Origin of the sequence: Candidatus Trichorickettsia mobilis (assembly GCF_963422225.1) — a bacterium.
In the GTDB taxonomy this organism is placed as follows: Bacteria; Pseudomonadota; Alphaproteobacteria; order Rickettsiales; family Rickettsiaceae; genus Trichorickettsia; species Trichorickettsia mobilis_B.
Genome location: NZ_OY728607.1, coordinates 804,237 through 828,470, shown reverse-complemented (window position 1 = coordinate 828,470; position 24,234 = coordinate 804,237). Strand labels below are relative to the sequence as shown.

Sequence of the window (24,234 nt, the reverse complement as noted above, 5' to 3'; positions counted from 1 at the left end):
TAAGACCACGTTAGTGGTCAAAGCAATCCAGTCAATTTATTGACACGCCGAGTTTTTTCTGGATTGCTTTGCCGTCGGTTCAGCTCAGACGATTTGACACAGTTCATTGAACACTCTCTCTAAATTCACTAATATATGGATGACCTGTGTTACTTTTGTAATGACAGTGAATTGCCTGATCTTGCCCTTGCACACATATATTATATGTATGTTTACGCAGGCTCAGCATAAAACCCATCTGTAATAATTAAACTGTTCTTGGTTATACCCTAAAAGATAACTGAATTCTTGTTTGCTTCCTTAATTTTTTTAATTTTTTTGTGGTTTTTAGGTTGTTTTGATGTTGATATGTATCGCATCTGAAAAACCTACAGCATTGCTAGTATTATAGGTTTGATTTATTATGATACTTTCAATTACTATAGCGTTAATTATAAAATAGTTGAGGGAGACAGAGATGGCGGGACAATTAACATCAGATCCATTGTTTGTAGGATTAACCAGGCCTACAATGATATTTGGCGTCAGTATCCAATTTGCGATGTTGAATATGATGATTTCGGTTGGAGCATTTATTCAAACTTCGGGTATAGGTATTATTTTTATTGCTGGTGCAGTTCACTTGGTAGGGTATTTATTGTGTTTTAAAGAACCAAGGTTTATGGAGCTTTATTTAAATAAAGGTAGTAAGTGTAACCAATGTCCTAATAAATCTTTTTATGGTGCAAATTCATATAGTATTTGATATTGAGATATTGGTCTTGAGAATAGTTTGAGCTCTTTGGTATGGGAAAATATCATCTATATCAACTCAAGCATAGTTCATAGAATGTATAAGCCACCTGAAATCAGCATTTTTTGTTAAATGGTATTTTTTAGTGATTAAATTATTTAAAACTACTGCCGCAAAAGAATCTAAGGCGCGTCGAGAAAAACCAGTGTCACACTTTATTCCTTATAAGTGTCATTGGGATAGTAATACTATTTTGACCAAGAAAAATGAATTGCTTCAGGTGATAAAGATTAGTGGTTTTTCATTCGAAACTGCTGATGATGATGATTTAGATATCCGAAAAAGTATGAGAAATTCATTACTAAAGACAATGGCGTCAGGTAATATTATTCTATATTTTCATACGGTCAGAAGACGAAAACCAGTGGTTAGTAAGATGCATTACAGCATTGATCCAACCATAAAAGTACCTAATGATTTTATTGCATATCTGTCTAATGAATGGAGAAAGAAACATTCTGGTGCCGCTTCATTTTTTAACGAATTATATATTAGTATTTTATATAAGCCAGATACAGCCGGTGCTGCTATAGTAGAACATTTGTTAAAGAAATTACAACAGAGTTCCAATAAATCAGCTTGGGAAAGTGATATGCGGGAGATGAAAGAAAGTCTCCAAGAAATGAGTACGAGAGTTTTAAATACATTTAGAGATTATGATGCAAAATTACTAGGAATTGAAAAATCTAGTAGCGGCTATAATTGTGAAATTTTAGGCTTTTTAGGGACTATAGTAAATTGTGGCCAATCAATGCCCATGATCGTTCCACGAGGACAAATTGACCAATATATACCAACTCATAGGTTGTTTTTTGGATCTCGTTCAATTGAGGCTCGTGGAGCAAGTGGACGAAAATACGCTGGTATAGTAAGTATATTGGAATATGGCCCTAGTACCTCAGCTGGGATGTTTGACGGTTTTTTACAAATGCCTTTTGAATTTATCATGACCCAGAGTTTTGTGTTTTCTAACAGAACTGTAGCCATTAGTGCGATGACATTACAACAAAATCGAATGATTCAGGCTCAAGATAAGGCGGTGTCGCAAATTGCTGAGATCTCGCAAGCGCTTGATATGGCGATGAGTGGAGATATTGGTTTTGGTGAACATCATTTTTCTGTTCTATGTATAGACGAGAATTTGAAAGCTTTAGAAAATGCATTATCCATGGCCTCGGTAGAATTATCTAACTGTGGCCTGCAACCAGTACGTGAAAAAGTAAATGTCGAGCCTAGCTATTGGGGGCAGTTGCCAGGCAATATAGATTATATAATTAGAAAATCTACTATCAATACACTTAATATGTCGGGGTTTGCTTCGATGCATAATTATCCGATTGGTAAAATTTCTGGTAATCATTGGGGAGAGCATGTAACTATTCTGGATACTACTTCTGGCACTCCTTTCTATTTTAATTTTCATGTGAGGGATGTTGGTCATACTTTAATTATTGGCCCTACCGGGGCTGGTAAAACTGTGTTAATGAATTTTTTATGTGCTCAGGCACAGAAATTTAAGCCACGCATGTTCTTTTTTGATAAAGATCGTGGCGGTGAAATTTTTATTCGTGCACTTGGTGGTATTTATACCGTCATTGATCCTGGTAAGCAATGTAATTTTAATCCGTTGCAATTACCGGATAATGGAGAAAATAGGTCGTTTATATTAGACTGGTTTAAGATATTAGTAACCACTAATGGAGAAACTATTTCTGCTGAAGATATTAAATTATTAACCCAAGCGTTAGATGGCAATTATCGATTAAACAAAAAAGATCGAAGATTACGCAATATAGTTCCTTTTTTGGGTATCGATGGACCAGGTACTTTGGCCGGTAGAATCGCTATGTGGCACAGCAAGGGATCGCATGCAAAAATATTTGATAATGAGGAAGATAATATTGATTTGGCTAAAGCTAGAGTGTTTGGTTTTGAAATGGCTGAATTATTGAAAGATACTATTAGTCTATCACCAGTATTATTGTATGTGTTTCACCGTATTAATATTTCTCTGGATGGTTTTCCAACAATGATAGTGCTTGATGAGGCATGGGCGTTAATTGATAACCCGGTGTTTGCTCCAAAAATCAAGGATTGGTTAAAAGTTCTAAGAAAATTAAATACTTTTGTTATTTTTGCTACACAGAGTGTGGAAGATGCTGCGAAAAGTAGAATAAGTGATACTTTAATACAACAAACGGCAACACAAATATTTTTACCTAATCTTAAAGCAACGGATGTGTATCGTAGTGCTTTTATGTTAAGTCAGAGAGAATATATTTTGATTAAGACTACCGATCCTGCATCTCGGTATTTTTTAATAAAACAAGGAATAAGTGCTGTAGTGGCTAAGGTTAATTTAAGTGGTATGACTAATATAGTTAATGTACTATCAGGTAGGGCAGAAACAGTATTATTACTTGATCGGATTCGAGCAGAGTATGGGGAAAACCCAGAAAAATGGTTGCCGATATTTTATGAAGAAGTAAAAGCAATATAATATGAGTTTGTTCAACAAACTGTGTTAATTAAGTAAGTAAAGCACGTCTGAGCTGAGCGAATCTCTGGTTCGCGTGGCAATTTAATTAAGCGCTGCCAGCTTTTTTCCTGGATTGTTTTGCTTAATAAAGCGATGGTTTGTGACACAGTCTATTGAACTCTCACTATTATACCTTGATGGAGATGAGGAATTTTATGGATAAAGATCAAGTAAAAACTTGTTCACTATAGCTTCTCCAGTTGAATTATGGTACATCAAATATGCTGCGTCTCAGCTGTGCGCAACAAAGTAATCTACCTCACTCTGAGATTAACGTACCATAGTCCAACTGGCTTTGCTATATAGCTCCTGAGAAGCAATTGACAACAGAATTGCTTTGGGTTTATTACGCGTTTACGCTTGTTGTATTTACGTAAAGGAAACAAATGTTTTACAATATAGCTTCAAGACACCAAATTTTGTGCGGCTCATTTGTGCTCAAGGTAAATCTGCATGCGCAAGCCCGGCCTGAAATTCAGCGTCAAAACCTTAGTGATCTTTGCTGTGCAAACAGTGTGACACAATTGTTTGCGAGAGTAGACATAGATAAGAAGTCTAGTCTTGCTATAAAATTCACCATACGAAGCTCTTTATTAAGGTGTCATGACAATACGTGATATAATCCTTCTGCATAAACTGATTTTGTCATTACATAAGTGTTCTTGGCTATATATGCTAGGGCGGCCAAGTCAATTTTTCCTAAAAATCTTTCATTTATTTATGGGTCATGCAAGAGATCTAATGCAACTTGTATATTCCAGCTTATCTAAAATTGTGTCAGCGTTGTTGATAATTGCTGTAGTAAATTTGAGTAATGTACAAAAAGCAGACGCAAAAGATATTATGGATTCAATTATTGATGTTCTTACAGGTCTTACCTGTGAGACTCAAGGAGTTGGAGATTTGCTGCGTTCAGAATTCTCACATACTTGTATTCCGGCTTCATTTTTTTCTTTTATGGTGGCTAATATTTTGTCACCTGGTCTTTATGCTAATTCAGTGCTGCGTTTAAAAATGAATGAAACAGATCTTAGTGATACTGGTATACCATTTCTTAAAAACGCTTGTGAGCGTCCAAATCGAATAGACCCAAGGCTTGCAAGAGATTCAACCAATCCAAGCAAACCTGATGATCCAAAGACCAAGCTAAAATTAAGTTTTGCGGTATGTAGCAATACTAAATTAGCTGTAGTTCGTGTGAAAGCGGTAGCGAAATCTGCAATTGCCATTGCTGCGTCAATGTTTACTGGTAAAAGTCCATGGGAGGATATCAAAAAATCATGGGATTTTCCAAAATTATCTTACCACGAAGATTTTAGTAATACAGAGGAAGATGCTTCAGGTGACATGATTGATATTGGGATAGTGCCTTGGTTTCCATGGAAGGTGATAAGAGAGAATGATAAATTATGTGTTGCAACTAAGGCATTTAGTGGTTGGATACCAGTAGGTTGTAAATATATAAAAGAACCATATCCTCAATCAATTTATGCAAGCTTTATGGATTTAAACCAATCTGGCTCTTTGTATACTGCTGAAGATGATATGGCGTTAATGAAATGTAGTAATACTGGCGGTTGTTACCAAAGAGCGTATAATAATTCTAAAACTGCCGTAATTATCTCTGGTCCATTAATCGAATGTATTCGAGAGATGGCTACTCGTTTGCTAGCAAGTAGTGACGTTTGTACTTTTGATGATATTAAGTCGGTAGTGAATTCATCTAAGCGGGAAACTAGTTCATTTTTTAAGTTTCAACGAAACATGCATAAAACTGTTACTGCTTTTTTAACCATATATGTGATTTTCTTTGGATTTAAAATTTTATTGACAGGAAATGTGCCGCCAAAAGCCGAATTTGTCAATTTTGTCGTAAAGGTTATTTTTGTTACATATTTTTCAGTAGGAATCAATATTCAGCCTTATAGTGCTTCAGACTATGGCAGGTTGGATGGAATGATTCAGTGGGCATTCCCGTTTTTACTTGGTGGGATGAATCAAATGGCGAGTTGGATCATGAATGCTTCTCCTTCTGAATTATGTAAGTTTGATATGAGTTATGCAAAAGGTCTTGAGCATCTTGCTTTGTGGGACGCTTTAGATTGTAGAGTAAGTCATTATCTAGGACTAGATTTTATCCAAACTATGATAGTAGAGAATCAAGCTCGTACTCATGATTTTAAAAATTTTGATTTCTTTAGCTTTTCGGTACCACCATATTATTATTTACTAATTCCAGCGGTAATAACTGGGAATATGACTTTAGTATCTCTTGCTTTAATGTACCCATTATTAGTGATTTCAGTTGGTGCTTATATGGTTAATGCCACTGTGATTTGTATGATTTCAATAGTAATCCTTGGAGTGTTGGCGCCATTATTTGTACCGATGTTGTTATTTCAATATACTAGAGGTTATTTTGATGGCTGGGTAAAGCTAATGATATCATTTATGTTGCAACCTATGGTAGTAACAACTTTTATGGTTACGATGTTTTCAGTCTATGATTTTGGCTTTTATGGAAGTTGTAGGTATGATTCAAAGGATTTAAAAAGTAATGATCGACAAACAAGGATATTTTACGTTAGCAACAATTGGGCTAGTTATGATGGTGGTGAGGATGGCGATGAAGCTAAGGGATGTAAAAACAGCTTAGGGTTTATGCTAAATAATCCCATAGCTGCTATGTACGATTTTGGTAAATCTTCAGTTGAAGAAATGGTAAAACCCCAAAGTGGCACTGATGATTATATGGCAAAATTTCAGTTCTTAAGTGCAATTACTTTTTCACCAGCAATGTTTTTTATTTCGCCTAAGGTGCTATTTGAAAAGATCAAAGATTTAGTGTTGGCATTAATTACGGCTTGTTTTACTTTGTACTTGATGTACCACTTTAGCGCGCAATTGTCGGAATTTGCTGCGGATATGACTGAAGGAGTTTCTCTCAGTGCGGTTACCATAAAACCGCAAGCGATATTTAAAGCAGGAATGGCGGCTATTGGTGCGGTTGGTGGGGCAATGAAAGGTGGTGCTGGCGGTGCTGGGAGAGGTGGCGCTGGTGGTGGTGCTGGCGATAAGATTGGTGGTAATGTTGGCGGTGGTAGCGGCGGTGGTGGCGATAAGATTGGTGGAAATATTGGCGGTGGTGGTGGTGGTGGCAGCGGTGGCGGAGATAAGATTGGTGGTAATGTTGGCGGCGGTGGTGGAAGCGCAAATGAAAATGTTGGTGGTGAAACTGAAAGTGGTTCTGGAGGAAATACTGGTACTGGATCTCAAAATGCTAATAGATCATCAGAAACTGAGGTACAACAACAAAATATTTCAGTTGCCGATACTGGGCCAATGAGGAAGCTAGAGACAGCTGAGGTTAGAGAAAATCTAGAGAAATTCTTTAGCGATCGTAATATTGACTCTGATAAGCTTACTGGCTTTTCTAAATCAGAGTTTTCAAGATATGTGGCTTTTTCCAGTGAAGAGAAAAAATTTGCTAAGGTGAAGTCAGTATATGAAGCAGCACTCAGAAATACTATGAATAATGATAAGATGAATGGACACCAGGAAGCTTATGCTAAAAATATCGAATCAATGTTTTCTGGAACACAAAAGGCAGAAATCGCTAAAATCAATGCTAGTGTCTTAAGTGAATTAAAGCCGGAACAAAAACTGGGTGGTGGCGGGGGCGTGGTAAAACCACAAACTACACAAGATGTTAAATCTACCATGAGTCCTACTCAAAATAGCGCCCAGGATCTAAATAGTAATGTTAATAAAGGTGGTGGTGCTATGGAATTATTTGGTTCTGTACAAAGAACTGAAGGGAGTATCGATGAAAAATTAAAGCAATTCGGTAATTTAAATAGTAGTAATAACGTCGACGGCGTTGATAAGAAAAGTTCATCAGTGCCTGAAAAAGATAGTAGTACACAAGCACCAACCAAAGATGATGAGTCATTATCAAAAACTGTAGAAAGAAAAGATACTATTGTAGAAAATAATGCGCCAGAATCTCAGGAAAATCAAGATAAAGAGAAAGAGGATTTAAATCAGTCGAAAGAATCAAACGTAAATCAGGGTGAAGGTGGTGATAAAACATAAGGTTACTTATTCGATGCCATCCCTGCGATACATTGTCATTCCGGCGCTCACTATCTTTGCGTCCACTGTCACTCGAACGCACAATATTATTCCGGAGATCCCGAAACAAGTTCGGGATGACAGTGGGTGTTCAGATGACATCGTGTATTCGGATAACAGTGGATGCGAGGGTGACATTCTACGTGAGTTTGTTACTAAGCCTTTTTGTTGGTTGTTACATATAAAATTTTTGCTGGTGATCATATTGCTGATGCTGTCTTGCGAGGTTTTTGCTAATTTTGGTGATTCATGTACGACAATTCCCGCATCTAATCTTGATAATGATCTGCGTGCTAATACTGCATATGGGCACTTAATTGGTAATATTGATATGACTGCATATGTAGAAGATGCATGTGATGTTAATAATTCTGATTTTACATTTTGTTTAAAGAATGCTACTGGTGCGACACCAATTTGCAATCCCATTACCATGAAAGTCGGTGATTCTAGAACGCTTGGTAGTATGAATACTAATTCAGAATTGGGTGGAAGTCCTGTGTTAAAAGACATGGTATTAACCGTTCGACAACTAGAGACAATAATATGTTTAACTATGCCTACCTCGCGTGGTAGCTTACCTATAGCTTGTAAACAAACAAAACTTCCACCACCACCACCTGCTCCAGAGGATAATACTTGTAAAACTATAGGGCAATCATGTTATGGCGCTTCCAAGAGTCAATCATTAGACCTCTTTCGAAACTCATTTACCAAGCTCCCAATTATATAAACCAGCAATTAAATTGAACCTAAGACCAAATCTTTTGCGTCTATTTCGATGCAATTATTTTAAAACGCTTTAACATAATTTATCACCGATAACATTTTCATTTAATACTCTGTCACTTGCTAAACTTCTATTATTTTTCTTATCTTCTTTAGTTAAAGCATTCTTTTTACTCTTTTTCTTTGGTAGCTCAGAATTTGTATGAATCTTCTGTAAGCCTTGATAACCAGTATCAGTAATCACTTTAACCTCAGGCAGTATATGGGTTCTTGATTCTTTAAATAATTTAAAATCATGACGCTTACCATTGGAAAAAGAAGTGCATATGACTCGTTTGCTTTTCTTATCTACTACTATTTGAGTCTTTAACGTATGTCTTTTCTTTTTACCTGAGTAATAGTATTTCTGTTTTTTTGGGGTCGCTCTATAGGGCTTTCTGTAGCATCTATTAAAACTAATTCATACTCCATACCGCTTTTAACTAGAGCCTTCTTACCTGGAAGAGCAAAATCCGGATGTTTTATTAGAGTGTCTTCAACAAAACGAATTGTTTTAAATGCACTGCTTTCGCTAACTCCATAATTCTTAGCTATATGAAAATAGGTACGGTATTCCCTTAAATATTCAAGTGTCATTAATAGGCTGTCTTCCATACTAAGACTAGCTCTTCTGCCACCTTGGTACCTCCTATTTATTTGTTTCTCTGTCTTTAAAATCCCTACCATCTTTTCAAATGTACTATTTCTTACCCCTGTTAATCTTCTAAAATGCTCTTCCGATAAAATGCTTAAATTTTTATATCTCATATAGTTCTAAATTAAGTAAATTCGACTTTATAACATATTTAGTCCAGTTTCGAAAGAGGTCTATTATTTAATTTTTCTGGGGTGGCAGTAAGTTGTTTAAAAGAAACGCTAGATAAGGTGTTTTTTCAATATAACACTTGTAAACCTGGAACTAAAGTAACTTTAACTTCGCTTAGTCCATTTGCAACTTTTCAAGAGGCTTTAAAAACATCTATTCGTGCAGCTTTGATTATATATGTAATATTTTATGGTTTTAAAGTAGTGCTAAATCATGAATATGCCAATTTAGACAAAGTAGCAATGTTTATATTGAAGTTTCTATTTATCAGTTATTTTGCAGTAGGACTTGGTCCAGCCTTTTTTAAAGAAGGTAAATTAACTACTAAAAACGGGATGGTAGAATTCGCTTTACCATTTTTAACCAGTGCTACTTCTGATTTTGCTTATATAGTTTTTAGCAGTGGTGGTTCAAAAGGTTTATGTGAATTTGATCAATCAAAGTATGAAAAAGGCTATAAGTATTTTGCATTATGGGATGCTATAGACTGTCGAATAGGTTATTATCTTGGGATGCAGCTATTATATAATATGTCTACAGTTTTAGATTCTTTATCAGGTTCTAATTCATCGTCAGGTGACTCTGGAAATGCAATACAGTTAGGGTCTTCTGGTAAAGATGGAACAAAAGCTTTAAAAACAGTTGGTGGTTTGACGTTTTTCGCAGTAATGTTTGGTTTCTTTATGGCTGGTAACATTATTATTGTCATTTGTGGCTTGGTGTTTGTCATCATATTTACTTCTATCATGTTACAATTCATTACTAGTTATCTAGTATGTTTAATTACGTTATATGTTATGGCTTATATTTCGCCTATATTTATTACCATGGCCTTATTTGAACGGACCAAGAGTTATTTTGATTCATGGTTGAAAGTAACGTTGTCTTGTGCGTTACAGCCAGCAGTATTGGCGGGGTTTGTAGCGTTACTACTTACGATGTATGATTCGGCGATATATAAAAATTGTCAATTTAAACGTCATGATTATACAGTAAGTGGTGTTAATTTTAGTACTTTTGAGTTAAGAGAACCAGCAGGTAATCCTACTGAATGCAGAGATAGTGCCGGATATAAGTTACTCAAACATTATATTGGTCAGGGATGGGAAAAGTATAATGTTATATTATTTCCAATTTATTCAATTAGAGATATTTTTGGATTACTAGTGAATATGGTTTATGTATTTGTATTTACCTATATTTTTTACCATTTCTCAAAATCGTTTAGTCAGTTTGCTGCTGATATTACCGGTGGACCGATTATGGATTCAGTAACTGCAAGCCCACAGAAAGTAGTGGATACAGCAATTAAGGCTGCTAATTTTATTAAAAACGCGGTAAAAGCTTCACAGGGAGACCCACAAGCTGCTAAAGAATTAGCTGAATCAGCGAAAAAAGACGATAAAAAAGAAGGTAGCGGTAGCGGTGAAGGTGGTGGCGAAGGTGGCGGTGGCGGTGCTGAAGAAGCGTCGGATAAGATTGGTGGCGGTAGCGGTGGCGGTGGCGGCGGTGGGGCTTAAAAGTAGAAGTTAAATATGAATCAAGGTTTATTAAAAGTTTTAGCTGGTGCCGCAATTATTGCCTTAATTGTATGTTTAATTATGGCAATTCTTGCAACTATAGGTGGTGTTAAAATTACCGATGGTTGTTTCCAAAGATATTCTATGGATGGTCAAAAAAAAGTTAGCGCAGATAGTATTACTAATACCATAACTTTGCGGGCGGATAGTAACTACACTTCAACTAGTGGCACTGATTCTGATGGTAAAGCAATAATCACTAAGGATCCGCTACATTATGGCGAATGGTTAAATAGTAATTTGACGGTCTCATCTGGACAAATTATCAAGTTAAGAGTCAAAGGAGAAGTTTCTCTTTGCAAAGCATATTTACCAAAGAATAATTTAGGTTCCTCTAGCAATTTAGATAAAAATAATCAAAAGATAGCAATCCCACGAGTTGAAGATGAAGAAGCAACACCATTAATTTTTAGCGCAACACTTGGTGAATGGCGGAACATCACTGAAATGTATAGAAATGATCGTATACGAGTGACTTTAGGTAACAATGGAGACACTACTGCATATAATATTTTTACAAAACAGCTTGAACCACCAGTAAATTGTTTTGATGGTAATACCACATACAGTCCTATATGTGGTAGATATTCGCCTTATAATGGGGTGAAATATCCGGTGAAATGTTCTTTTCAGTGTGATTTACGAAAAGATTGTGATTGTGATTCGCTTATTTGGGGCAGGAATAATTGGGAGAGGGATACTTTTTGTGATGAATATAAGGCTTCTGGTGCATGTTTTAATCATGGAGAGATAGGCGAGAGAATGAACTGGGTTAAGGCAACGGTATATCCAGCAATGGAAACAGAAACTGGTCCTTATGCTTATATGTCTGATGCGAGTGGTTTTATAACTGGTAAGGATATAGAAAGTTCTGCTATTTCAACCAATATGACATGTGCCGGTCCTAGTGGTAGCTGGAGTATGGAAGAATCAAAGTATAAATTGCCATCAGGTCAAGTAATTAAAAGAAGTAGTGTACATCCACCAGAAGAAGTAAAATATATATGTGATCGATTCCCGCAAAATTTTCCTTCAGAGTATCAAAATCCTTCAAGCAGCATAACTCAGCCGCCGAAATCTAAGTTTTGGTGTTCAGCAAGTGACGCTTGTGGAATTTTATACAGGTTTGATGGTAATGAAAGCCCAACTAGCGCTAGCACTGAAGGTAGTAACTACAAAGTAGCAAATATTAGACCTCTTTCGAAACTCATTTACCAAGCTCCCAATTATATAAACCAGCAATTAAATTGAACCTAAGACCAAATCTTTTGCGTCTATTTCGATATTTATCAGCAATTATTTTAAAACGCTTTAACATACCGATAACATTTTCATTTAATACTCTGTCACTTGCTAAACTTCTATTATTTTTCTTATCTTCTTTAGTTAAAGCATTCTTTTTACTCTTTTTCTTTGGTAGCTCAGAATTTGTATGAATCTTCTGTAAGCCTTGATAACCAGTATCAGTAATCACTTTAACCTCAGGCAGTATATGGGTTCTTGATTCTTTAAATAATTTAAAATCATGACGCTTACCATTGGAAAAAGAAGTGCATATGACTCGTTTGCTTTTCTTATCTACTACTATTTGAGTCTTTAACGTATGTCTTTTCTTTTTACCTGAGTAATAGTATTTCTGTTTTTTTGGGGTCGCTCTATAGGGCTTTCTGTAGCATCTATTAAAACTAATTCATACTCCATACCGCTTTTAACTAGAGCCTTCTTACCTGGAAGAGCAAAATCCGGATGTTTTATTAGAGTGTCTTCAACAAAACGAATTGTTTTAAATGCACTGCTTTCGCTAACTCCATAATTCTTAGCTATATGAAAATAGGTACGGTATTCCCTTAAATATTCAAGTGTCATTAATAGGCTGTCTTCCATACTAAGACTAGCTCTTCTGCCACCTTGGTACCTCCTATTTATTTGTTTCTCTGTCTTTAAAATCCCTACCATCTTTTCAAATGTACTATTTCTTACCCCTGTTAATCTTCTAAAATGCTCTTCCGATAAAATGCTTAAATTTTTATATCTCATATAGTTCTAAATTAAGTAAATTCGACTTTATAACATATTTAGTCCAGTTTCGAAAGAGGTCTATTATTAATCAGGAAACTCGTACTATCTATGATAATGTTTATGTGGAAGGAGATAAAGCTTATTTGCAATATCGTCTATATGATCGCAGTAAAAAGCTTCCTAATGACACTGGTGGTTATATCTTCTCTATCAAACACACTAAATGCCGTAGAACTAATGGTATTGGCTTAACTGATCCAGTGGCAACTGATCGTGGTAGAGTTCAATATATTATAACAAAATATGGAGATAGTCCAAATCTTGGCCCTAAAGACAATAGTGTTAATACTAGTGGCTATAGCGCAGTTACTCAAGCTGATGGAACTATACAAATCATGAGTGGTAGTACAAATGCATTTGGGCCTGATGTAAAGATATATCCTGATGGTACTATTACTGCATATGCAGGTGGCGGTAAAACTGTCAACTATTCATGCTTTAGTAATCCCGTCAAATTATATAAAGATTATCCTACTGCAGGCCCTATAGCTTGTAGTCTCATTGGAGCAAGCTCTTCTGGTTCATCATCTAGCACTAATTATGGTGCTAATTATACTCCTGCAGGACTTGTAGTTGATGCTGATGGTAATAGACCTCTTTCGAAACTGGACTAAATATGTTATAAAGTCGAATTTACTTAATTTAGAACTATATGAGATATAAAAATTTAAGCATTTTATCGGAAGAGCATTTTAGAAGATTAACAGGGGTAAGAAATAGTACATTTGAAAAGATGGTAGGGATTTTAAAGACAGAGAAACAAATAAATAGGAGGTACCAAGGTGGCAGAAGAGCTAGTCTTAGTATGGAAGACAGCCTATTAATGACACTTGAATATTTAAGGGAATACCGTACCTATTTTCATATAGCTAAGAATTATGGAGTTAGCGAAAGCAGTGCATTTAAAACAATTCGTTTTGTTGAAGACACTCTAATAAAACATCCGGATTTTGCTCTTCCAGGTAAGAAGGCTCTAGTTAAAAGCGGTATGGAGTATGAATTAGTTTTAATAGATGCTACAGAAAGCCCTATAGAGCGACCCCAAAAAAACAGAAATACTATTACTCAGGTAAAAAGAAAAGACATACGTTAAAGACTCAAATAGTAGTAGATAAGAAAAGCAAACGAGTCATATGCACTTCTTTTTCCAATGGTAAGCGTCATGATTTTAAATTATTTAAAGAATCAAGAACCCATATACTGCCTGAGGTTAAAGTGATTACTGATACTGGTTATCAAGGCTTACAGAAGATTCATACAAATTCTGAGCTACCAAAGAAAAAGAGTAAAAAGAATGCTTTAACTAAAGAAGATAAGAAAAATAATAGAAGTTTAGCAAGTGACAGAGTATTAAATGAAAATGTTATCGGTATGTTAAAGCGTTTTAAAATAATTGCTGATAAATATCGAAATAGACGCAAAAGATTTGGTCTTAGGTTCAATTTAATTGCTGGTTTATATAATTGGGAGCTTGGTAAATGAGTTTCGAAAGAGGTCTAATGGAGAAATTAAAGTGCCAGACGGTGTTGAAGGTTATTTGTGGATGAGAGTATACAATAACAAAGCTGATTATCCAGAGAGTTTTGGTCAATATACAGTGCAATTTTTTACTTCGAAAGCTACTGGTCAGTTTACAGCGCTCATTCTGACTCCTTTGTTTGAGAAAATAGACCTCTTTCGAAACTGGACTAAATATGTTATAAAGTCGAATTTACTTAATTTAGAACTATATGAGATATAAAAATTTAAGCATTTTATCGGAAGAGCATTTTAGAAGATTAACAGGGGTAAGAAATAGTACATTTGAAAAGATGGTAGGGATTTTAAAGACAGAGAAACAAATAAATAGGAGGTACCAAGGTGGCAGAAGAGCTAGTCTTAGTATGGAAGACAGCCTATTAATGACACTTGAATATTTAAGGGAATACCGTACCTATTTTCATATAGCTAAGAATTATGGAGTTAGCGAAAGCAGTGCATTTAAAACAATTCGTTTTGTTGAAGACACTCTAATAAAACATCCGGATTTTGCTCTTCCAGGTAAGAAGGCTCTAGTTAAAAGCGGTATGGAGTATGAATTAGTTTTAATAGATGCTACAGAAAGCCCTATAGAGCGACCCCAAAAAAACAGAAATACTATTACTCAGGTAAAAAGAAAAGACATACGTTAAAGACTCAAATAGTAGTAGATAAGAAAAGCAAACGAGTCATATGCACTTCTTTTTCCAATGGTAAGCGTCATGATTTTAAATTATTTAAAGAATCAAGAACCCATATACTGCCTGAGGTTAAAGTGATTACTGATACTGGTTATCAAGGCTTACAGAAGATTCATACAAATTCTGAGCTACCAAAGAAAAAGAGTAAAAAGAATGCTTTAACTAAAGAAGATAAGAAAAATAATAGAAGTTTAGCAAGTGACAGAGTATTAAATGAAAATGTTATCGGTATGTTAAAGCGTTTTAAAATAATTGCTGATAAATATCGAAATAGACGCAAAAGATTTGGTCTTAGGTTCAATTTAATTGCTGGTTTATATAATTGGGAGCTTGGTAAATGAGTTTCGAAAGAGGTCTAATGAAAGATATGATCAAATCTGCGTCAATACAGGTCTTTAAAAACATGACTTGTTATGATGGTGGCGCCAGTGAATATTCATCATGTATTAGTTTTTTCACTTATATTAAGGGTGTGTTAAGCTTGTATATCATGGTATACGGGATGATGTTTTTATTGGGGATGGTTCAGATTAGTCAGTTAGATTTAGTAACGCGGGTGGTTAAGATCGCTTTCGTGTCAGGGTTAATGAGTCATAAGACTTTTGATTTTTTCAATAATTATGTATTTGATTTTGTTACTGGGTTCTCTGATTCAATAATTTCAAGTATGAGTGGATTTAGTATGTTTTCCACTAGTGATAAGATAACAAATCCATTTATGTTTATGGATGCATTGATGAGTAAGATATTTTTTACCCAAACCTTTTTTGCTCAATTATTGGCTTTAATTGGCATGGGTATTAGCGGAATGTTATATTTTATCATTGTAGTTATTGCATTAGCTATTTTAATTATTACGACTTTTAGAGCGATTGCTATTTATATGATGGCGTTTTTATCGGTGGCGGTATTAATAGGTCTTGCACCGTTATTTCTTACTTTTATGTTATTTGACTTTACCAAATACCTATTTGATAATTGGGTCAGGTTTACTTTCAGATATATGGTAGAGCCGGTAGTGCTGATGGCTGGGATCATTATTCTTACTCAATTATTTACAATTTATCTGGATTTTGCTGTTGGCTATAGTGTTTGTTGGAAATGTGCTTTGCCAATAAAATTACCATTTCCTAACATTCCTGGCTTTAGTCCTGCTTTTGCGGATGTTGAATTATTTTGTATCAACTGGTTTGCGCCTTGGGGATTTGATCATCGCTCTGGGTCAATGGGCATAAATTTACAGCACATGATAGCGTTGGTTATTATTGCTTATTGTATGTATGGCTATGCAGAGTTATCAAGTAAGATGGTGGTAAAATTAACTGGTACTGCTGGACCTTCTGCAACGAGTGCTGGTAATGCAATGTCTGGCTCAATAGAAAATTGGGCGCTAAAGAAAATTGGGCGCTAAAGAAAGTTGGGTTAGACCAGGAAAGTAGAGATGGATATAAGAAAGATGCTGAGGAACGAGGAGCTAAGAGAAAGGGAGCTTTAAGTGAAAATAAAGACGCTGCTGATAAAGCTGATAGAGCAGCATCATCAGGCAAAGTTGAAACAAAAAAATAGTTATGGCAAGTAATAGTAATTTTATCAAGCAGACTATAAAAATCTTAATCCTCAGGGGTCTTGCCCTTGCGCACGTATTATACATACACGCACAAAGGCTCGGCATAAAATCCAACCGTCATTACGCAAGCATATGTGACAAGTTAAGGAAAAGAGCCTACATCAATCGTCATTGCGAGACCATTTATGGTCGAAGCAATCCAGTTATAGTTATTCGTTTTCTGGATTGCTTCAGGCAAAGCCTTCGCAATGACGATTTGTATCGTCTCTTTTTCCTTAACTTGATGTGTATGCATTACATAAGTATCCTAGGCTATTTAAATTCATTGCGTCTGAATCTTAGTGAAGTTAGCTCTATCCTCAGGTCTAATATAAGATCGCTAATTTTATTTATCACTTGTTTATTATTACCAATGAAGGTTTTTGCAGTTCCTGGTTGGTTAGCCCTTAGTTTAATTGGATTAGCAAGTAACTTCTCAAGTTGTTTAGAAGTTCCTGAAGTTAGTAATTTTCATTATGGCTCTAAAATTCTTAACTTGTCAGAGTCTGGAAAATGGGTGCCTACTGGTAGCCAAGTTGAAAACGGTAAAATGATAAAGTTTGATTGGAGTACTAAGGGGGTAGAGACACGTCCGCGGAAATATAAAGTTATGTATCGCATAGATCCTAGATTTATTGAGCCGCAAGTATTTATTCAAACCTTCGATTATCAATCAGGTCAGTATATTTCTGATTTTCATCAGTTTAAAAATGGACAATTAGACAAATACCAAAAGAAGCCAGAGATGTTGTTTCAACAAAGGACAACTGATTACAGCGATTATTTTAATTTTAACGGTAGATCAAGAATTCCTGTATATGCTGGCGATGTAGTGAATATAACTCTTATTGATAAAGGAGGGTATTTTTCTAATTCTGATAAATTCACTAGTGATTTTGATGATCCAGGAGAGTATTTATCAATAGTATATACACAGGACTTCCGCAAGACTAATGAAATTAGATAAGAATCGAGATATTATGGGAGTATAATGTAATTTAGATTGTGAGTATAAGATGACTACAAGAATAGATTATTGTCAGTATTTATTATCGAGCCAGACAAATTATACTATTACAAATTTTGCTGATCATGTAGAAGGTTTAAGCGACGACAGGGTCAGAAGATATCTAGCGAATGCTAAATTATCACCAAGATTAATATGGGAACACGGTAAAGAAGAGATTATCTTCAGCGCTAACGGCAAGTTGCTATTTGACGATAGCGTATTAGATAAAAGTTACTCGAATAATATAGATGAAGTCAGGTATCAATATAGCGGCAATGCCAAGGAAGTAATAAAAGGCATAGGTATTGTGACCTGTGTTTATGTTAATCCTGAAGAGAATAAGTTTTGGATAATAGATTATAGGATATTCAATCCCGATAAAGACGGTTTAACTAAAATAGATCACGTTAAAGAAATGCTGCGTAATGCTCATTATAGCAAAAAGGTTGCATTTAACACAGTACTTATGGATAGTTGGTATGCGACAACCTCGATTCTACTTCAAATAGAAACTATCGGTAAATATTACTATTGTCCTATCAAAAGTAATCGTTTAGTAGACGATAGCAACGGTAATAAGGCTTACTGTAGAGTTGATTCTTTGGATTGGAGTACTGATGATATTAGCAACGGTAAGATTATCAAGATTCATAAATTTCCTAAAGATCATAAAGTGAAATTATTCAGAGTAACTGTTTCTACCAACAGAACTGACTATGTCGTCACAAACGACATGGCTCAAAATTCGCTTGATGCTGTACAACAAGAGTATGGCTTCAGGTGGAAGATTGAGGAATTTCATCGTGAAGTCAAGCAAGTCACCGGTATTGAAAAGTGCCAATGTAGAATAGGAAGAATACAGAGAAATCATATAGCTTGCGCTATCATGGTCTGGAATTGTTTGAAAAAAGCTGCAAATGCTGCTTCTAGCACCGTATATCAGCTAAAGAGCGGGTTATTAAGGAACTATTTAATCCAGGAATTAAAGAGCCCTGTCGTGCGATTTGCGTAAGTCCTGATACAGTTAGTGCTGGTATGGATAATAAGATTATTTATGCTCCAGCAGGAATATGGTGTAAATTTTTAGGTACTGGCAATAGTTCAGTGATATGTAATAATGGAACCTATAAGAATAGTGGTAATATATATAATGTATTGATGGGTAGGCCGTATGAACCACCGTTAAGTAATCTTCAAGATTCTTGTGCTTTAGGAACAGATTTTAATAATATGCAATCTCTATGTTTTTATGATAAAGGGCGGGGAATGGGTATTAAGATTGGTGGGCAGGTAGTGAAAAAAGAGCAAGATATTTTTGTGCATTCCAGCTTCAATAATAAAGATTTTATCTATTATAGTTCTAAAAACTCCAGTGATTTAACATTTACCTCATGGCCAATTTCCGATATGTTTACCAAGGCACAGCAATTAATGAGTAGTTGGAACACGTACTCGCAAGAATCAAATTTAAAATCTGCTCTCATTAATCAATCAGTAGCAGACCTATCAGCAAGATTTTTATATTTTGGTCGATATACCATGCAGATTGAGATAGGCAATGGTGATCAGAGTGTAAGTTTTGAAGAACAAGCGGCTATAAAAGTTGAATATGGTATTTCTTCTTCTTTATCTGCTCCAAGTAGTGGCTCAGGAGTTAGCCAGACCACTAGAGCTGATGCTGGGCAAGCCGGTTATTTATGGTTACGAGTTATTAATCCTAATTCTCAAGTACAAGGTGCAATTAATGTCAATTTTGCCAATTATACTGGAACAAAATGGTTCTCAGATATTGTATATAAAAAAGTTATCACTCCTTTACGCAAAGAATTTAATAAATTAACCAAGCAATTTTATAGCAAATTGGTTACTAATGCCACCTTGCAACGTATTGCTAGGTTAATGCTTATTTTATATATACTTTTATACGGCTTATTCTTTTTGGCTGGAGCTACTAAAATTACAGTTACAGATATTGTAATGAGGGTAATTAAAATTAGTATCATAGTTATATTATTTGGTGAAAATAGTTGGAACTTTTTTAATGATAATCTATTTAACATGTTCGTATATGGTAGCGATTATCTGATGGCCAATGTTGTGGATATATCAAGTTCAGCTGGAAATATTTTTGGATTTATTGATCCAATCTTTGATAAATATACAGATGGTAGAATTTGGGGATTATTATTAATCCAATTATTACAAATTCATAATGGTCTAACGTTTTTTGCCATTATGACTATTTACTCAATTTTATTATATTTTAGGGCTGTGCTTGAGGTGATAATTAATTATTGTCTGGCATTTGTAGGGTTAGCAGTAATGATTTCATTAGCGCCATTTTTTATTACTTTTGTGTTGTTTGAGCAAACTAAAAGCTTATTCAATAATTGGATGTCTACTTTATTTAGTTATATGATCCAACCGACAATATTATTAATATTTTTCCTGCTTATAGATCAGATTATATCAACTCAGTTAGCTAGTGCAGTTACAAAAGCTTGTTGGGGTTGGTTGATTCCGATTGAAATTGGTCTTGATCTTAATCATTTAGGGATCCCATTAAGTTTTTCATTTAAGCTACCATTCCTAGAAGGTATTCCATTTTATATTACTAATATAGCAACGCCTGGTAATATAAACGATGTGATTGGTGGTAGTGGTTCATTTATGAAATTAGTAACATCTTCATTATTATTTTATTCATATTGTTTAATGTCATATGGGTTAGTTGAATATGTTACAATCGTGGTCTCGCAGCTTACTAATGTAATGCCGGCACGGCAGGAAGGAAATGTGCAGGCAGCAGCTAATCCTACTGATTCGATCATTGGTGATATGAAGAAAGCTGTAAGCCCGGTTACCAATACTGTTAAGAGAGCAGCTTCAGTATTCAAAGATAAAGTAATTGATCAAAATTATGGTGCGCGAGATGATAAGCCCAAAAATCATTCTGGTAAACTGCAATCAAGAGATGGAGATAGTTCAGTAAAAGGCGGTGATAAAGGCGGTGGTAAAGGTGAAAATTAATCAAATCTTTTCTATTTTATTTTGTATATTGTGCTTATCTGCTTGCACAGGAGATCGTTGCATTGATTCAGATGATTTTGGTTTTCAAAAATTTACTGTTTCTTCCAGATATAAACCAGAAGAATTAAATTCACAGGTTCAAGGTAATCAGGTAGCGCCGTGGGTTAATAGTGGTTATCGAGTAAATGGTCGTCCTTTAACTATGATTGTTAAAACATGGAAATATGGAGAAGATAAGAATCGTGCTTCAGAATTATCTGCTTGGGGTCCATGGTATGGCATGGACACTAACTTTAATACTTTATCAAAATTTTGTGAAAGATTGCAGGAATGTACTTTTAATGGGAAAATGTGCACCAGCACTAAGGATGCTAGAATTGGCAATGCACCTTGTTTATTTAAAAATGGAGTAGGGCTCTATGCTTTGCTTGCTAAGAGAGGCACTGATCCTAACGCCTCTTTTTCTGATCAACGTTCTCCAGAAGGTATTACTTTTCATCTAGGAGAACCTACTTCTGGCTATAGTCTTTATGATGTGAGTCAGACTGGTAAAACTAGAAAAGCTGGTGGCATTGTCTATAAATATCAAGGATCAGGGAATCAAAAACAGGAATATGCGGATAGTCAGTTATTTTTTAAGATTTTGGATAAATTTTATGATGATAATAATGGGCAATATAGGGTAGTAATAAAATCTGGTATAAGTGATAATAGGCCTGATCCTATTCAATTTTTAACCTTATTAGTAAAAAATAATTTATTTGGTACTAGTGGTACTAGTTATGGATTAGATCGTAAGAGCTATTCAGATATTAGTAAGTCTCTCAAGCAAAGTGATCCTACGCTTAATGTATATAGCGATAATGGTAATAAAAAAGAATATGGACTAATTAGAAACATCTATCTAAATATCATTAAGAATCCTGGATATCGTATGGCTGTAGCAGCCATGTTATCTTTATATATTATGTTTACGGCTTTATCATTTTTAGCCGGTAATATCAATATTACTCATACAGAGCTAATAGTTAGGGTAGTGAAATTTAGTATTGTTTCAGCATTGTTAAGTGCAGAATATAGTTGGTCATTTTTTAACAATTATTTATTCGTTTATTTTGTTGGTGGGGTAGAGCAAATATTACAGATTATTCAAGAAGCTGGGGCGAGCGGACCAGGATCATCAAGTTTGATAGGGTTGATGACCGCTCCTCAGACTATGGCTAAATTATGGTCTTTACTTTTTATTGATTGGCGTGGTTTTATTTACATCATATTATTCTTAATAGCATTATATTTTGTGATTATGATGATGTTTGAGGCTGCGGTAATTTATCTAACAGCATTAATAGCTATTGGGATGATTATTACCATGGGGCCTATTTTTATATGCTTCCTGTTATTTCAGGTTACTCGTTCATTATTTGAAAATTGGCTAAAACAACTAATATCATATGCGTTGCAACCAATAATTTTATTTACCGGTCTTGCGTTTATTTCAATGATAATTAGAGCAGAATTATATTCTTCTTTGGGGTTTAGAGTATGTAAGTATGATTTCCCAAATTTGGGACCTATAGGAGATTTATTTGGTAGTTTCACTGAAAGTTTGGATCTTAGCATGGGAATTCGATATTTTATTGGTGGTTTCCAGAGCCAGGCGAATGGCCTGATCCTCGTCCTGATCAAGTGCTAATTCCAGTGCCTCAGGATTATGAAAAGGATGATGGTACATTTTGTGAAGCTTATGCTTGCGTTGAAAAGAGGTATGTAGATTTACCATTCCTTGATCCCACTAAGGATGAGGATAGAATTAATAATTTTTTCCAAGGGAATTTTATCCAATTTGATGGGTTGTTGCTCATTTTTGTGGCGGTGTATTTATTACAGAAATTTAATGGTCTTAGTTTATCAGTAGCAAAATTCTTGTCTAATACTTCCGGAAATTTAACGAATGTGCAGAGTGTTGGCCATGAGAGCGCTAAAGGAGTAGGCGAAATGGTCAAATCTACTGGTAAATTTGTTGGTGATAAGGTTGAAGGGGCTTTAAGGAAGATACCTGCGGTAAATAAAGCTTTTGATAAGGTTTCTGAGGCAGCAAAAGCAGTAAAAGGATTGCCAGATAGAGTTTCTAATGCGGCTGCAGATTTGTATGAAGAGAAGCAAAAAGCTAGATTGGCAAACAAAGCTCTTGATCCAAAATCTGCTAGTGCTTCAGTACTCGCTGAAGTAAAAAGAACTACTGGTATGGAGCAGAAGGATGCAAAAGCAGAAGCGCCTCAGGAGTATAAAGATGCTTTAAAAGCACAATTAGCTAAAGCTAACCCTAAACTTAATGAGCAAGAACTACAGCAAAAAGCAGGAAAGTTAGCGACTAAGAATTTTAAGGATCTTAATAATGAATTTGCAGCAGAGAAATTTCCAGGCAAGAAATATAGTGAGTTAAAGCCTGACGAGAAAAAGGAAATAGATAGTATGTTAAAAACAAAGCAGGAAGACGGTCAGTCATTAAGAGAGTTGTCTGCTAATGCTAAGGCGACCGAAGATTTCAAAAAAGCTTATGTTAATGCACATCAGGAAATGTCAAAGCGTGGAGTGGGTCTTATTGGTAAGCGATTTTCTGCATTGCGTAGTATGCAAGAACTTAATAATCGTATGGAAGAGCGTGAAAAATTAAAAGATGCCAAGCGTCGCAGTATTGGAGAAAAATTATTTTCAGGATATGAAGGATTAAAGAGAGATGCTATGGCTGCGGTTGTAGGTAAAGATAGAGTTGGAGAAGTAGGGGCGGTATGGCATGATTTTGATTTAAATGATCCTAGACTTAGAACTTATAATGAATCTTTGCGAGATCAGCAACGAGACACGGAATATAAAGAACTTAAAATGCAGCTTGATAAGGCAACAATAAGTGCGGGAGATGATGTTCTGCGCCCAGAATATTTAGCAAAACTTGAGGCTTCTGGTAATACCGAGTTGTTAAATCATTATCAGGAGTTATCCAGGAAAAAACTTGAATATGATGTTCGTAATAAATTAGCAGAAGGCGAAGACCCAGTATTAATGGGTGAGAAGTTTATGCGTGAAAAAGCTACAGACGCTCAATCACAGAAGATGATTGACAGGGCTCATGAAATTCGCCAAGAATTAATAGATAATGATCGGTATATACGTAAAGAAGATTATTATGAGGCCATGAATGAGAAAGCTGTAGAGAATATTCAGGAAAAATATGATTTGTTAAAAGATCATTATAAACGAGATGATATTAAACTAGAAGAATTACCAATATTATTAGAAAAATATTATAATCAAGATATTACTGTAGACGTACATAAAGCTAAAAAAGAAATAGAAGATTTAACAAAATCTGTTGATAATTTTAGCTATAGCAATCAAATTCTTGAAAAGATTGAAGAACGTAAGACTCAAATCGCAGAAGAAATTGCCAAGCATGTAGATGAAATTAACCAGCAACGTAAAGAAAGCAATATGCCTGAATATCCACCTAAGGATAAGAAAAATACAGACGAAATGCCTACGACTAGAAAACTTAGGAGTATAGATGACTGGCGTAAAAAATAAAATTTACTATGGTTCATTGAACACTCTCAATTTGACAACAAAATTACCAACCAGAATAGGTTATGCAAG

At 35.1% G+C, this 24,234-nt stretch carries 14 protein-coding genes and 4 pseudogenes; 16 read left to right on the top strand and 2 right to left on the bottom strand.

From position 1 onward, the window contains the following. Window positions 1–457 precede the first annotated feature (457 nt). From R2I74_RS03855 to R2I74_RS03840, 4 genes are all read left to right on the top strand, one after another. Complete coding sequence (locus tag R2I74_RS03855; RefSeq protein WP_316354068.1) at window positions 458–745, top strand: VirB3 family type IV secretion system protein; 288 nt, start codon at window positions 458–460, stop codon at window positions 743–745. 136 nt (window positions 746–881) lie between these two features. Continuing rightward, a complete protein-coding gene (locus R2I74_RS03850; protein WP_316355279.1) occupies window positions 882–3,293 on the top strand; it encodes a VirB4 family type IV secretion/conjugal transfer ATPase in 2,412 nt (803 codons plus the stop codon). 780 nt (window positions 3,294–4,073) lie between these two features. Next, the gene (locus R2I74_RS03845; protein WP_316355276.1) at window positions 4,074–7,427 is read left to right on the top strand and encodes a TrbL/VirB6 family protein; all 3,354 of its coding nucleotides are present in this window, start codon (window positions 4,074–4,076) and stop codon (window positions 7,425–7,427) included. A gap of 142 nt (window positions 7,428–7,569) precedes the next feature. Further along, entirely contained in the window at window positions 7,570–8,199 is a 630-nt protein-coding gene (locus tag R2I74_RS03840) for a hypothetical protein (protein WP_316354067.1), read from the top strand. Here the strand turns inward: R2I74_RS03840 and R2I74_RS03835 are convergent. Further along, window positions 8,173–9,002 (bottom strand): annotated as a pseudogene (locus R2I74_RS03835) (IS5 family transposase). The gene R2I74_RS03840 and the pseudogene R2I74_RS03835 sit on opposite strands and share 27 nt — an antisense overlap. 81 nt (window positions 9,003–9,083) lie before the next feature. Here R2I74_RS03835 and R2I74_RS03830 point away from each other — a divergent pair. Both R2I74_RS03830 and R2I74_RS03825 read left to right on the top strand, forming a co-directional pair. Continuing rightward, window positions 9,084–10,580 (top strand): TrbL/VirB6 family protein, encoded by a 1,497-nt coding sequence (locus tag R2I74_RS03830; RefSeq protein ID WP_316354066.1) that lies wholly within the window; start codon window positions 9,084–9,086, stop codon window positions 10,578–10,580. Between the two features lie 15 nt (window positions 10,581–10,595). Then, window positions 10,596–11,891 carry a hypothetical protein gene (locus R2I74_RS03825; protein ID WP_316354064.1) on the top strand — a complete coding sequence of 432 codons (1,296 nt, stop codon included), beginning with the start codon at window positions 10,596–10,598 and terminating at the stop codon, window positions 11,889–11,891. On the opposite strand, the gene R2I74_RS03820 is transcribed toward R2I74_RS03825, so the two are convergent. After that, a protein-coding gene (locus R2I74_RS03820) for an IS5 family transposase (protein ID WP_316353063.1) occupies window positions 11,848–12,677 on the bottom strand; the annotation gives its coding sequence in 2 pieces (ribosomal slippage) (window positions 11,848–12,287 and window positions 12,287–12,677; 831 coding nt in all). The genes R2I74_RS03825 and R2I74_RS03820 overlap by 44 nt on opposite strands. A 104-nt stretch (window positions 12,678–12,781) precedes the next feature. Between R2I74_RS03820 and R2I74_RS03815 the strand changes: the two genes are divergently transcribed. The 10 genes and pseudogenes from R2I74_RS03815 (at window position 12,782) to R2I74_RS08270 (ending at window position 24,165) form a co-directional block, all read left to right on the top strand. After that, window positions 12,782–13,333: a hypothetical protein gene (locus tag R2I74_RS03815; protein WP_316354063.1), complete on the top strand. Its 552-nt coding sequence runs from the start codon at window positions 12,782–12,784 to the stop codon at window positions 13,331–13,333. Window positions 13,334–13,371: 38 nt separating this feature from the next. Further along, a protein-coding gene (locus R2I74_RS03810) for an IS5 family transposase (RefSeq protein ID WP_316353063.1) occupies window positions 13,372–14,201 on the top strand; the annotation gives its coding sequence in 2 pieces (ribosomal slippage) (window positions 13,372–13,762 and window positions 13,762–14,201; 831 coding nt in all). A 61-nt stretch (window positions 14,202–14,262) separates the two neighbouring features. Continuing rightward, window positions 14,263–14,460, top strand: a complete 198-nt coding sequence (locus R2I74_RS03805; protein WP_316354062.1) for a hypothetical protein — start codon at window positions 14,263–14,265, stop codon at window positions 14,458–14,460. After that, a protein-coding gene (locus R2I74_RS03800; RefSeq protein ID WP_316353063.1) for an IS5 family transposase occupies window positions 14,450–15,279 on the top strand; the annotation gives its coding sequence in 2 pieces (ribosomal slippage) (window positions 14,450–14,840 and window positions 14,840–15,279; 831 coding nt in all). Before R2I74_RS03805 ends, R2I74_RS03800 begins: the two co-directional genes overlap by 11 nt. Window positions 15,280–15,293: 14 nt before the next feature. Further along, window positions 15,294–16,343, top strand: a pseudogene (locus R2I74_RS03795) (TrbL/VirB6 family protein); the annotation flags it as partial. Continuing rightward, window positions 16,322–16,504 carry a hypothetical protein gene (locus R2I74_RS08180; RefSeq protein WP_394355818.1) on the top strand — a complete coding sequence of 61 codons (183 nt, stop codon included), beginning with the start codon at window positions 16,322–16,324 and terminating at the stop codon, window positions 16,502–16,504. The pseudogene R2I74_RS03795 and the gene R2I74_RS08180, both read left to right, overlap by 22 nt. Before the next feature lie 290 nt (window positions 16,505–16,794). Then, the gene (locus R2I74_RS03790; RefSeq protein ID WP_316354061.1) at window positions 16,795–17,511 is read left to right on the top strand and encodes a hypothetical protein; all 717 of its coding nucleotides are present in this window, start codon (window positions 16,795–16,797) and stop codon (window positions 17,509–17,511) included. A gap of 49 nt (window positions 17,512–17,560) precedes the next feature. Next, on the top strand, window positions 17,561–18,565 hold the full coding sequence (locus R2I74_RS03785) for an IS701 family transposase (RefSeq protein WP_316353273.1): 1,005 nt from the start codon (window positions 17,561–17,563) through the stop codon (window positions 18,563–18,565). Window positions 18,566–19,515: 950 nt separating this feature from the next. Then, a pseudogene (locus tag R2I74_RS08275) lies at window positions 19,516–20,583 on the top strand (TrbL/VirB6 family protein); the annotation flags it as partial. Then, a pseudogene (locus tag R2I74_RS08270) lies at window positions 20,573–24,165 on the top strand (TrbL/VirB6 family protein). The pseudogenes R2I74_RS08275 and R2I74_RS08270, both read left to right, overlap by 11 nt. Window positions 24,166–24,234: the final 69 nt, after the last annotated feature.